The following is an 11,952-nucleotide window of genomic DNA, read 5'->3' as shown; positions in this document are numbered from 1 at the left end:
AATTCAGCAATAACAAACTAGGGGTAATTGCTGAATTGGTGTGTTTATTCCACGATTTTGAAGCCCTGAGATTTCAAATGTTCCCAGAATAGTGGGTATGACTTTTCAACAACCATGGGTTCGTTTATGGTTATGTTGTTGAAAATAAGTGCTAATGGGGCGAATGCCATGGCCATTCTATGATCCTCGTAGGTGTCAAAAGTAAGGGGTTCTGACAAAGCCACACCTGCCGTATGAAGGTGATATATATCACCATCGGTAATTAGTTCAGCTCCAAATTTTGAAATCTCTTGACGTAATGCAGCGATACGGTCTGTTTCTTTAATTTTCAAGGTCTCTACGCCTGTGATCGAGATGTCGCGTTTTAATCCCGCAGCTAAGGCAACTACAGTTTGTGCTAGGTCAGGACATTCCTTAAAATCAAACAGTTTTTCGGTAGAAATATTGTCGGTTTTAATAAGGTGTAAGCCATCTATCTCAAACCTACTTTCGACCCCAAAATGTTGCATAATATCTGCAATGGCGATATCGCCTTGAAGACTGTTTCTTTTGAGTCCCGGCAATATAATATGTCCATTGTCGGAAAGAGCAACAATGGAATACCAATATGAAGCGGCACTCCAATCCGGTTCGATATAGATCGTAGTTTCCAAAAATGGTTGTTTGGCAATAGCGACACTATTTTCCGACCAATGGTGTTTAATTCCTGCTTCTTGAAGCATGTCTAGTGTCATGCTGACATAAGGTTTAGAGGTCAGCTCGCCTTCAATATTTAAGGTCAGTCCCTGCTCTAAAGTAGCAGCTACCAGGAGGAGAGATGATAAGTATTGACTACTTACATCACCTTTAATCCGTAAGTTGTCCGCTGTTTGCTGGAAGCCTCCCACAATACGCAACGGTGGATATCCTTCTGCTTTCTCGTAGGTAATATCGGCACCAATGGAGCGCAAGGCATCTACTAATATTCCGATGGGACGCTGTTGCATCCGTTCGGTTCCCGTCAATGTAAAGCTACCATTAGCAAGATTGAGGTACGAAGTAAGGAAACGCATAGCTGTTCCTGCCGGACCAATATCGATTGTTTTGTGTGTTGCCTGCGTGTCTTGGGCTTGTTGTAGTGCCTGTTGCATAATCACCGTATCTGCTGCCTCGGAGAGGTTTTCGATCCGGACGAGACCCTGGCTCAATGCTTCAAGAATAAGCGCACGGTTACTCTCTGACTTAGAGCCAGTCAATTGTACCGTGCCGCTTATTGCTTTTGTTGGGTGGGTTAGGCTAATGCTTTTTAAACTCATTATGCCTCCGCAACAGGTTTAGTGTTCATGATTTCGTTTTGCTTACGAATAGATTCGTTATGCAATAATTCAAGATATTTTGTTGCAAAATCATCACTTAGTGTTAATGCTTTTGCTAATTGTAATCTTTTTTCTACGATTTCATCCCAACGGTTTACTTGTAGGATGGTCACATTGTTGTCGCGTTTGTATTCACCAATTTTTTCAGCGATTTTCATACGATCACCAATTTGTTTCAAGATAGCGTCATCTAATTTGTCGATTTGCTGACGTAACTCCGCAAGCTTATCTTCGAAAGCCGGGTTGTTTGATTCTGGACGACGAACAGATAGGTTGTCGATCAGTTCGGCTAATGCGGCTGGTGTTAATTGCTGTTTAGCATCTGTCCATGCCACAGAAGGATCGATGTGTGATTCAATGATTAATCCTTGCAAATCCATATCCATCGCTTTTTGCGCAATGTAAGGAATCAATTCTCTATTTCCACAGATGTGGCTTGGGTCATTGATGATAGGTAGGTCTGGACAAGCCGATTTCAATTGAATCGCAAGATCCCACATCGGTTCATTACGGAAAGCTGTTTTCTCGAAAGAAGAGAACCCACGGTGAATCGCAGCTAGCTTTTTAATGCCGGCACCATTGATACGTTCCAAAGCACCAATCCAAAGTGAAAGATCTGGGTTTACTGGATTCTTCACCAATACAGGGATATCAACGCCAACTAAAGCGTCAGCAATTTCTTGTACGGTGAATGGGTTTGCTGTAGAGCGCGCACCTACCCATAATACGTCTACGCCCGCTGCTAAGGCTTCTTCCACATGTTTTGCTGTCGCAACTTCTGTCGCTGTTAATAAACCGGTCTCTTCTTTAGCGCGTTTTAACCATGTTAGTCCGATACTACCGATTCCTTCAAATTCTCCAGGACGTGTTCTTGGTTTCCAAATACCAGCACGAAGGATGTTTACTTTGCCGGTGTTCGCTAGTAAGTGTGCCGTAGAAACAAGTTGTTCTTCCGTTTCTGCACTACAAGGACCTGCAATAATTAAAGGTTTGTCGCCTGTATCTAACCAAGAATTCAAAGGGACGATGTCTAATGTATGTTTCATTTTGTGTTTTTTTTATATGTTAAATAGGGTGGGTTGATTTACACTTTTTCGTTTTTGAGGTATTCCCCCATGATATTGAAGTTTACGGTGTGCTTTAGTACTTTACGGATTGCAGCATCATAATCACTTTGTTTTTTCCATTCTACGTCGACATAAAAGTCGTACTCATTTCGTTTTCCTACAACGGGCATAGATTGTATTTTACTGAGGTTCACGTTTTGTTCGGCAAAGCACTGTAATACATTTGCCAGGGCACCGACGGCGTTGCCTGTCTGAAAGGATAGGGATGCCTTGTTTGCATTTTTTTGTTCAATTACCTGGTTTGCCAAAATAAGAAAACGCGTTGCATTTTTCTTGTTGGTTTCGATTCGCTTTTCCAAGATATTGAGACCATACAGTTTCGCTGCCAGAGCACTTGCGATTGCAGCAGTATTTTTAAGCTGGTTATCGGCAATTCCTTTGGCACAAGCGGCTGTATCCATACCTTCTTTTACGGTCCACTCGGGATAGTCACTTAAAAACTCGTCACACTGACGAATAGCAATAGGGTGTGATTCGACAAACTTAATATCAGTTATTTTTACGCCTGGCAGGGCCAAAAGATTTTGCTGAATATTTAAGTGTACCTCACCAATAATATGAAAACGATAATCGCGCAAGAGATTGTAGTTTGGTAAAATACTCCCGGCAATCGAGTTTTCTATGGCCATCACCACGTAGTCAGCCTTTCCTTGCTTTAGCATTTCACAGGTCTTCTTAAAAGATTCACATTCGATGGTTTCAATATCTTCACCAAAATACTTGAAGGCCGCTTCTTCGTGGAAGGATGCTTTAACACCCTGTATTGCTATTCTTGTTTTCATGTCTGTGTTTAAGGGCAAATAAAAAGGTCCCGAACATTTGCTCGGGACCTTCTGTTTAATTTTATGTGTATAAACATATCAATCCCGGCTCTTATCGTTAAAATAAAAGAAACCAAAATAAAAATATGTTGTGCACTTTGTCATCTGTCAAACTTTATGGTTCAAATGTAGAGGATATATTTTATATATGCAAAATATTTTTTTTAAATATATATTATTGATGCTTTTATTGTTGTTTATTTTGCCATTTTATATGGTTATTTATTGATTTTTTTTGCGTTTTTTTTAATCAGTTTTTCATCTCTTGTTTTTATGTAAAAATCTTTTAATTAGATGTTTAACTATTTTTAATTTGTTTTTTAGTGTTGTTTTTGTGTAGTTAATCTTTTGTTTTTATGTTATTTATTAGCTTTATTTTTGTGTGTTTTTTGTTTGAAAAATAACTGTAAAATTTATATTAATTTAATGTTTTTTTAACAGAATTTTAGCGTTTATTTATTGATTTTTTATTGGATCTGGCTGTGACGTAGGTATTCATACGATAAAAATGGAGGCGTTTTCCAAAAGTTTTCGTAGACTTGAGCCTCTAATTGTTGTATTACTTTTCTATGTTATACGTATTATTAAGTGTGCTTTGTAGCGTCACCGTATCTGTTATTATTAAGATGGCAAAAAATAGGGGATTTAAACATCTTCACCTTATCGTGTGGAACTATCCTGTGGCGACGTTAATGACTTATTTTTTTCTTAAACCGGGTCAAATTGACTTTTCACAAGCCGTTTTACCATGGCATTTGTATATACCGCTAGCGTTGTTGTTGCCGGTTATCTTCATTTGCATTGCCTATTCCATAGAGTTTAGCGGTATAGTGAAAACGGAGGTGGCCCAGCGACTATCACTCTTTATTCCACTAATGGCTGCCATTTTTATCTTTCATGAAGAAATGGCCAATACGAAACTGATCGGTATTGGGATTGGTTTGTGTGCCATATTTTTCTCGATAGGTTGGCACAAACGAAGTGGGGTAGAGAATATGAGATGGATTTATCCGGCATTGGTCTTTTTTGGTATGGGCGTTATTGATGTCCTTTTTAAGAAAGTTGCCTTGTATCAACAAGTCCCTTATTCCTTCTCTATGCTGATGGTATTTGCTTTAGCGATGTTTTTTACTATTGTATTGCTTTTGTTCAGGGTTGTCATAAAAAAAGAACCTATAAATATAAAGTCTGTTGGTTGGGGAATCCTGTTGGGATTGTTTAATTTTGGGAATATCCTGTTTTATATGAAAGCGCATCGCGCTTTACCGGAGAGCCCCTCCGTCGTTTTTACAGGTATGAATATTGGCGTGATCCTGCTTGGAGCCTTAATTGGCGTAGTTTTTTTTCATGAACGCCTAACATTGTATAATAAGATCGGCTTAGCCTTGGCGGTCATTTCTGTTTTAATTATAGCATATCTGTGAGTTTATTTGAGGATACATATTTTACGATTGCGGAACCTACAGAAGGTATTTTTAGGGATAAGGGAAGTAAGTTTATTGCTTATGCTTATCCATTTCGGGACGAACGTGCTGTAAAAGATATTATAGCCGAGCTGAAGTCTTTGCACCCCAAAGCAAGGCACCATTGCTGGGCTTATCGGTTAACTCCCGATCGTACTGTTTATCGGGTCAATGATGATGGCGAGCCCTCGGGTACAGCAGGGCGTCCTATCCTGAATGTATTATTGTCTAAAGATGTCACCAATATTTTTGTTGTAGTTGTTCGTTATTTCGGGGGGACGTTGTTAGGCGTTCCGGGATTGATCAACGCGTATAAAATGGCAACCTTGGAAGCGCTTGAGGCGGCAACTGTAGTAGAGCGCACTGTAAATGATATGTATCGTATTGATTTTGATTATTTGCAGATGAACGATGTAATGCGCTTGGTGAAGGAGGAAAATTTACCTATCTTAAAACAAGAGTTTGATAATGCTTGTTCCATAGAAGTAGAAATACGAAAAATGCAGGTTAACCAAGTTGTTCAGAAGTTGGAAAAACTGGACAATATTCGATATACTTATTTAACCACCTTATGATTGCAGATTCAGAATTGATATTAAACCCGGACGGTAGCATTTACCATTTGAATTTACTGCCTGAAGATTTGGCATCGACCATCATTTTTGTCGGGGATCCTGACCGTGTGGGCGAGGTGTCTAAGTATTTTGATCATATTGAAGTGCGTAAAGGTAAGCGTGAATTTATTACGCATACGGGTACAATAAATGGCAAGCGTGTATCTGTGATTTCTACCGGTATAGGTACGGATAATATTGATATCGTATGCAATGAAATCGATGCTTTAGTAAACATTGATTTTGAAACGCGTATGTTGAAGACAGACCTGACGAGTCTTGACATTATTCGTATTGGTACGTCTGGATCTATTCAAGGAGATATTACGATGGGAACCATTATGGTGAGTGAGTATGCCATTGGGTTTGACGCGTTAATGCAGTATTACGTAAAAGAGTATTCTGCCGAAGAAGAGGTTATTCAGGAAGCTATTCAGCAGCATTTTAATACACTGAGCTTTAAACCGTACGTTGGTCGGGCAAGCCAAAAGCTGCTGCAGCAATTCGCTACAGATCTGCCAAAAGGAATTACGATGACTGCGCCTGGTTTTTATGGGCCACAAGGTCGCTCTGTGCGTTCCGTGAATGTTTATCCCGATTTAATTCAACGGGCTAATTCTTTCCGTGTAAACGGCCGTTCGATTACCAATTTAGAGATGGAAACGGCTGGTATCTATGCGTTGGCCAATATGTTTGGTCACCATGCCCTCTCTGTAAACGCGATCTTGGCAAGCCGGTTGAGTGATACGTTTTCCAGTAATCCGAAAGAGATTGTTGAAAATGCGATTCGTTACGTTTTGACTAAAATTTAGTTGTTCAGTCCCTTGCGGCTTGAATCGAATCGTAACAAGATAAATAGCAATATTGTAAAACTCCATAAAGAGGATCCTCCGTAGCTTAAAAAAGGAAGGGGGATACCAATTACTGGGACAATACCGATAGTCATACCGAGATTGATAAAGAAGTGGAAAAAGAGGATGGAAGCCACCCCGTATGCATAGATGCGGGCAAAGGCCGTTCGCTGTCGTTCCGCAATATTCACTAGCCGTATAAGTAGGGTCAGATAGAGGGCAATCAAAATGACACTTCCTACAAACCCCCATTCTTCACCAATTGTACAAAAGATAAAATCCGTGCTTTGTTCTGGAACAAAATTGTATTTGGTCTGTGTTCCTTGTAAATATCCTTTACCCCAAAACTGCCCGGAGCCAATTGCAATTTTTGATTGATTAAGGTTGTAGCCTTCGCCCCGTGGGTCATCTATTTTTCCTAAGATAACATCGATACGATTTCGCTGGTGTGGCTGTAAAATATGCTCATAGGCAAAATCTACACATAAGATGTAAATGGAACTTAGGGCAAATAGTAGACCTATATTAATAAGGTGTTTTCTTTTTTTACGTAAGTTATAAGCAAAAAATCCACAGATCAAGAAGATCACGCCAATAAGGATCCATTGGTTGATAAGCAAAGCTAGAACAAACAATAAAATTGCTAAAGCCGCCAGGATAAGAAGACCGTTGCCCACATAACCTTCTCTATAAAACACAAAGATTAAAGAAAAGAATACGAGCGCCGACCCTGTATCTTTCTGGAGCATGACCAAAGCAATGGGTAATGCGACAATCGCAGCACCTGTCAATAAAGTGCGCATATTGGGCGCTTTACTTGATTGACTACTGAGATACGAGGCTAAAAGCAAACAGGTCGCTAGTTTTCCAAATTCGGAAGGTTGTAAACGAAAGCTACCGAGAGGGATCCATGATTGATTTCCACCAACACTTCGTCCTACGACCAGTACGGCTATAAGAAGCAGAATGACCACCGCATAGATGAAAGGGGCAGAGGATAAAAAAAACTTGGCATCGATAATCAGAATACTGAAACCAATGATCATCGCTGTGAAAATGTATATGGATTGCTTACCGTAGTTTGTCTCCAAACTAAAGAGTCCTGGATGTTCTGGATTGAAGACGGCTGCATGGATGTTAAACCAACCAATTATACACAGGGTTAACCATATCAGTATCGTAATCCAATCGATACGCCCAAAAAAGCTTTTTTCTGTAGTACTGTTCATTAACGTCTTGTTACTTGGCTATGGTGAACAAACATTTCTTTTTTCTCATCCCGCACCGCTGCAGTTTTTACCACCGCTGCTGTATCTTTTTTTGTTTTTGTTGAATCTTTCTTTACCTCTTCTTTCTTAGCCGTTTCTTTTGGAAGGAAGTTCGCATTAAAAATACGATCCTGCGTGTATTTCGGTAAGGAGATGGTGTCTTTAAGGTACTTTTCGACTAACATATTAACCATTGGCCCGGCCCATACGCCTCCAAACCCTGCATTCTCCACAAAGACAGCGATCGCAATCTTTGGGTTTTCACGTGGAGCGAAGGCAAAGAAGACAGCATGGTCTTTACCGTGTGGATTTTGTGCCGTTCCTGTCTTTCCACACATTTCCACTCCCGGTACACGTACGCTGTATCCAGTTCCACCAGGGACGTTTACCGCACGGCTCATCCCTTCGATTACTGCTTCGTAATATTTGGCATCAACACCGGCATGTATCTTTTCTGTATATTCTTTACGGATAATTTTCTTTTCACCAATTCCTTTTACCAAATGTGGACGGTAATAAAAACCTCTATTTGCTACAATGGCCATGATATTTGCCATTTGTAGTGGTGTAATTCCCATCTCGCCTTGTCCGATAGATAAGGAAATGTTATATCCCGATTTCCATTTGTCGTTGCCGTATCGTTTGGTATACCAGGATGAAGTTGGAATAAGTCCAGGTTTTTCACCCGGAAGATCAATCCCAAGGGTGTGACCAATACCAAACTTACCAATTGCTTCACGCCATAGATCATAGGCTTTGGTAGAAGGCATGCCACGGGAATCAATCATCCGCGCGTATACATAACCGTAGTATGTATTACACGACTTCTGAATTGATTTAATCAATCCTGTAGGACCATCCACGTGTGTACAGCGCATAATCGCACGACCACCCCCATAACGGTAGCCGCCTGGACAATTAAAAACAGTATGTTCATCGATAACGCCCGCCTGTTGCGCCGTTAATGCTGCAACGACCTTAAATACTGATCCCGGTGGATAATACGCCTGAATAGGACGCACGAACATCGGTTTAGTCTTATCGTTCAGCAGTTTCATATAGTTGTTGCCGCGTTCACGACCGACCATCATATTAGGGTTGTATCCCGGGCTACTTACAAAGGTTAGGATTTCTCCAGTGGATGGTTCAATAGCAACAATAGAACCCATCTTTCCTTTCATGAGCTTTTCGGCAAGTACCTGTAGGTCTTTATCAAGCGTTGATATCAAGCCATCACCCGCAACAGCTAAAGTATCGTATTTACCTTCCATAAATACACCTTTAGGTCGATTCAGAGCATCCACCATTTGGTTTTTAACTCCGCGTTGCCCTCGTAGTAGATCTTCATAGGATCGTTCAATTCCAGTAGCTCCAATATAGTCGCCGGGACGATAAAAGCCTTTTGATCGTTCGATATCACGCTCATTGGCTTCAAGGGTATAGCCTAAAACCTGCGCGGCGACACTGTCTGGATAACTACGCACAGTTCTATTTTGCACATAAAATCCACGGAATTTATAAAGATGTTCTTGTAATTGCGCATAGGTTGTGGAAGGCAATTGTTTTTCAAAGGGAGAAGCTCTATACGGTGAATGTGCACGTGCTTTATCCATCCTCTTTTTAAAACCTTCAACCGGGATATCAATCAACTGGCATAATAGAGCTGTGTCTATTTCTTTTGCTTCTTGTGGAATAACCATCAAATCATAAACCGGCTCATTCTGCACGAGGACTTTACCATTACGGTCAAATACTACACCTCGCGCAGGATATACAACCACCTTACGTAAGACGTTGTTATTAGCGGACAGCAAGTAGCTCTTGTCAATTATTTGGATATAGAAAAGCCGCGCCACAATAATGATAGCGATAGCAATAAAAATACCTTGAATGACGAATTTTCGTGCAAAAAAACTGTTGTTCATGAACGCAAAGTCCTTTTTAAATGTTACTAATGCGTGATTTTTTTCTATAGACTAACAAGCTCATTAACAGGATAGTCAGTACTGTAAATATACTACTTAAAATGATGCTTGCCAGCGTGTATAGGAAATTTGTAAAAGAGAAAGTCTCGATGATAAACAAAGTGAAATGGTGTACTAAGGTCCCAAAAAAGACATAAGAGAGAAACCACTTTGTTCCCATTTCTGCCAAAGAAGGTGTGTTGAATGACTCTTGCATATCTACTTCCAAGGTAATCTTATGAAAGAAAATGCGAAATAGAGCTAATGCCACGCAGGCTGCCGCATGGAGCCCCAACGAATCATAGAAAGCATCTATTGTTAACCCAGTTAAAAAAGAGAGGGTGAAGAGCAATAGATTTGGCATTCCTATTGGTAATAGGAAGATAATTAAAATATATGGGTAGAAAGAAACAAGGTTATAATAGCCAATGTTTTTAAAGAGCGCTATTTGTAATAGGATCAATACTAAGAAACGTATTACGTTGAAAATAATAACCTTACCCATTGTCTTGTGTTGCTTCGAGTTCCTGTTTTTCTTTAACCAGCAAATCCTTCACGATGTACACGTGGTTAAGGTTGCTGAAATTGGTCGTCAGCTTAATCTTTAAGTCGAGGAAGCTCTCTCCGGAGGTGATACCCGTCTCTACGATATGTCCCACTTGAATTCCTGCAGGAAAAAGAGAATAACCAGAGGTATACACTTTTTCTCCTTTTTTCACTTTGATGTGGTTAGGGATATCCCGTACCATAGCGAATCGCGGATCGATATTGCCGCCCCATACAAGTGAGCCAAAAACTTTAGAGGTATCTAGTGTCACTGATATTTTTGTATCTGGGTGTAGCAGTGACTGAACCGAGCTGAAATGTGCTGACGTGTTTAAAACAATACCAACGACACCATTGGATGTAATAACGCCCATTCCTCGTTCGATGCCATCTGCACTTCCTTTATCTAGTGTGAGGTAATTACTTTTTTGGTGTATACTATTATTCGCAACATTAGCAATGATAAAGGCATAGCGGCCTTGCTCAATTGAATCTACAAGGTGTACCGAGTCTACTACAGGGTTGGCCTGAATCATGTTCTGGACTTGCTGCCGTAATAAAACATTTTCTTGTGTCAATTTCTCGTTGGCATCCGCTAGCGCAAGATAACTTTTCCAGGAATTCACCTGTTTGTAGAATGAGCCTACCATAACATTGGAAGAGTTGAGAAAAGAGGCACGCTGGTAACTGTTATTTCGGACGACCAATACAATAGCGACAACAAAAAAAATAATAAACCAAAAAATAGCGTTGTATCTAGAAAGAAATAGCCAAAGGTTTTTCATTTATTATTGTTGCTTAATCTGTGAAAAAATACGCGATATAGATCCTTATTTTTTCTATACCGCGTATTTTAAAATTTCTATATGTTCGTTAATCCGAATTACTGCATTAAAAACTTAAATCTACCGATATTCTTAAGTGCGATGCCTGTTCCACGTACAACAGCGCGTAGTGGGTCCTCAGCCACATGAACCGGTAATTTTGTTTTCGCCTGTATACGACGATCAAGACCGCGTAACAGCGCACCTCCACCTGTTAAGTAAATCCCTGTTTGGTAAATATCTGCAGATAGTTCTGGCGGTGTAATTTCCAATGCTTTTAGGATTGCTTCTTCAATTTTGGAGATAGACTTATCCAGACAATGTGCAATTTCAGTATACGATACCGTAATTTGTTTTGGAATACCGGTCATGAGGTCACGTCCCTGTACGGCAAAGTCTGCTGGTGGATCTGCTAACTCAGGGAGTGCAGCACCTACCTCGATTTTAATTTTTTCTGCTGTACGGTCACCGATCATGATGTTATGCTGACGACGGATGTATTGTACGATATCCGAGTCAAAATTATCTCCAGCTACCCGAATGGACTGGTCGCATACAATACCTGAAAGGGCGATAACAGCAATTTCTGTGGTCCCTCCACCGATATCGATAATCATATTTCCTACAGGCTCCTCTACATCGATACCGATACCGACCGCGGCTGCCATAGGCTCGTGAATAAGATATACTTCTTTTGCACCAGCAATCTCAGCAGAGTCACGTACAGCACGTTTCTCTACCTCGGTGATTCCAGATGGAATACACACGACCATTCGCAAGGAAGGGAAGAACCAAGATTTTCCGTTGTTTACTAATTTTACCATACCGCGAATCAGGTGTTCAGCAGCCGTAAAGTCTGCAATTACACCATCCCGCAAGGGGCGTACAGTTTTTATATTATCGTGCGTTTTTCCTTCCATTTGCATCGCTTGACGACCGATTGCAATCACCTTGTTGGTGGTGCGGTCGAAAGCAACGATAGAAGGCTCGTCCACTACTACTTTATCGTTATGAATGATAAGGGTGTTGGCTGTGCCCAAATCTATAGCAACTTCTTGCGTAAACCAGTTAAATAACCCCATTTGGTATGTGTTGTCTTAGTTTTTAATTTAATGCAAA

General features: G+C 40.5%; 11 protein-coding genes. 3 read left to right on the top strand and 8 right to left on the bottom strand.

Annotated elements, in window-relative coordinates; all coding sequences use genetic code 11:
- Positions 1 to 44: 44 nt before the first annotated feature.
- From aroA to B9Y69_RS17400, 3 genes are read right to left on the bottom strand one after another with little or no spacing between them, the layout of a single operon-like run.
- On the bottom strand, positions 45 to 1,295 hold the full coding sequence (aroA, locus tag B9Y69_RS17410) for a 3-phosphoshikimate 1-carboxyvinyltransferase (RefSeq protein WP_085474271.1): 1,251 nt from the start codon (positions 1,293 to 1,295) through the stop codon (positions 45 to 47).
- Entirely contained in the window at positions 1,295 to 2,401 is a 1,107-nt protein-coding gene (locus B9Y69_RS17405) for a chorismate mutase (protein WP_085474270.1), read from the bottom strand. Before B9Y69_RS17405 ends, aroA begins: the two co-directional genes overlap by 1 nt.
- A 38-nt stretch (positions 2,402 to 2,439) precedes the next feature.
- A complete protein-coding gene (locus B9Y69_RS17400; RefSeq protein ID WP_085474269.1) occupies positions 2,440 to 3,264 on the bottom strand; it encodes a prephenate dehydratase in 825 nt (274 codons plus the stop codon).
- Between the two features lie 608 nt (positions 3,265 to 3,872).
- Between B9Y69_RS17400 and B9Y69_RS17395 the strand changes: the two genes are divergently transcribed.
- Genes B9Y69_RS17395 through B9Y69_RS17385 form a run of 3 tightly spaced genes read left to right on the top strand, consistent with a single transcriptional unit; the run spans position 3,873 to position 6,192 of the window.
- Positions 3,873 to 4,727, top strand: a complete 855-nt coding sequence (locus B9Y69_RS17395) for a DMT family transporter (protein ID WP_085474268.1) — start codon at positions 3,873 to 3,875, stop codon at positions 4,725 to 4,727.
- The gene (locus B9Y69_RS17390; protein ID WP_085474267.1) at positions 4,724 to 5,341 is read left to right on the top strand and encodes an IMPACT family protein; all 618 of its coding nucleotides are present in this window, start codon (positions 4,724 to 4,726) and stop codon (positions 5,339 to 5,341) included. Before B9Y69_RS17395 ends, B9Y69_RS17390 begins: the two co-directional genes overlap by 4 nt.
- Positions 5,338 to 6,192, top strand: a complete 855-nt coding sequence (locus B9Y69_RS17385) for a nucleoside phosphorylase (RefSeq protein WP_085474266.1) — start codon at positions 5,338 to 5,340, stop codon at positions 6,190 to 6,192. Before B9Y69_RS17390 ends, B9Y69_RS17385 begins: the two co-directional genes overlap by 4 nt.
- Here the strand turns inward: B9Y69_RS17385 and rodA are convergent.
- The 5 genes from rodA to B9Y69_RS17360 all read right to left on the bottom strand — a co-directional run bounded on the left by rodA (position 6,189) and on the right by B9Y69_RS17360 (position 11,915).
- Complete coding sequence (rodA, locus tag B9Y69_RS17380) at positions 6,189 to 7,460, bottom strand: rod shape-determining protein RodA (protein ID WP_085474265.1); 1,272 nt, start codon at positions 7,458 to 7,460, stop codon at positions 6,189 to 6,191. The genes B9Y69_RS17385 and rodA overlap by 4 nt on opposite strands.
- Positions 7,460 to 9,424 (bottom strand): penicillin-binding protein 2, encoded by a 1,965-nt coding sequence (gene mrdA / locus B9Y69_RS17375; RefSeq protein WP_085474264.1) that lies wholly within the window; start codon positions 9,422 to 9,424, stop codon positions 7,460 to 7,462. The genes rodA and mrdA overlap by 1 nt, the downstream gene beginning before the upstream one ends.
- Positions 9,425 to 9,440: 16 nt before the next feature.
- Positions 9,441 to 9,827 carry a rod shape-determining protein MreD gene (locus B9Y69_RS17370; RefSeq protein WP_234991298.1) on the bottom strand — a complete coding sequence of 129 codons (387 nt, stop codon included), beginning with the start codon at positions 9,825 to 9,827 and terminating at the stop codon, positions 9,441 to 9,443.
- 133 nt (positions 9,828 to 9,960) lie between these two features.
- Positions 9,961 to 10,794 (bottom strand): rod shape-determining protein MreC, encoded by an 834-nt coding sequence (gene mreC, locus B9Y69_RS17365; protein WP_085474262.1) that lies wholly within the window; start codon positions 10,792 to 10,794, stop codon positions 9,961 to 9,963.
- Between the two features lie 98 nt (positions 10,795 to 10,892).
- Positions 10,893 to 11,915, bottom strand: coding sequence for a rod shape-determining protein (locus tag B9Y69_RS17360; RefSeq protein WP_085474261.1), 1,023 nt, complete (start codon positions 11,913 to 11,915; stop codon positions 10,893 to 10,895).
- Positions 11,916 to 11,952 lie beyond the last annotated feature (37 nt).

Origin of the sequence: Sphingobacterium psychroaquaticum, assembly GCF_900177625.1 — a bacterium.
GTDB classification, from domain to species: Bacteria; Bacteroidota; Bacteroidia; order Sphingobacteriales; family Sphingobacteriaceae; genus Sphingobacterium; species Sphingobacterium psychroaquaticum.
Note: the sequence above shows the minus strand (reverse complement) of the source record. Positions and strands in the feature narration are given on the sequence as shown.

What these genes read in the sequence shown, in the direction of transcription:
- aroA (WP_085474271.1), bottom strand. Translation starts at nt 1,295, where the DNA reads ATGAGTTTAAAAAGCATTAGCCTAACCCACCCAACAAAAGCAATAAGC.
- B9Y69_RS17405 (WP_085474270.1), bottom strand. Translation starts at nt 2,401, where the DNA reads ATGAAACATACATTAGACATCGTCCCTTTGAATTCTTGGTTAGATACA.
- B9Y69_RS17400 (WP_085474269.1), bottom strand. Translation starts at nt 3,264, where the DNA reads ATGAAAACAAGAATAGCAATACAGGGTGTTAAAGCATCCTTCCACGAA.
- B9Y69_RS17395 (WP_085474268.1), top strand. Translation starts at nt 3,873, where the DNA reads ATGTTATACGTATTATTAAGTGTGCTTTGTAGCGTCACCGTATCTGTT.
- B9Y69_RS17385 (WP_085474266.1), top strand. Translation starts at nt 5,338, where the DNA reads ATGATTGCAGATTCAGAATTGATATTAAACCCGGACGGTAGCATTTAC.
- rodA (WP_085474265.1), bottom strand. Translation starts at nt 7,460, where the DNA reads ATGAACAGTACTACAGAAAAAAGCTTTTTTGGGCGTATCGATTGGATT.
- mrdA (WP_085474264.1), bottom strand. Translation starts at nt 9,424, where the DNA reads ATGAACAACAGTTTTTTTGCACGAAAATTCGTCATTCAAGGTATTTTT.
- B9Y69_RS17370 (WP_234991298.1), bottom strand. Translation starts at nt 9,827, where the DNA reads ATGCCAAATCTATTGCTCTTCACCCTCTCTTTTTTAACTGGGTTAACA.
- mreC (WP_085474262.1), bottom strand. Translation starts at nt 10,794, where the DNA reads ATGAAAAACCTTTGGCTATTTCTTTCTAGATACAACGCTATTTTTTGG.
- B9Y69_RS17360 (WP_085474261.1), bottom strand. Translation starts at nt 11,915, where the DNA reads ATGGGGTTATTTAACTGGTTTACGCAAGAAGTTGCTATAGATTTGGGC.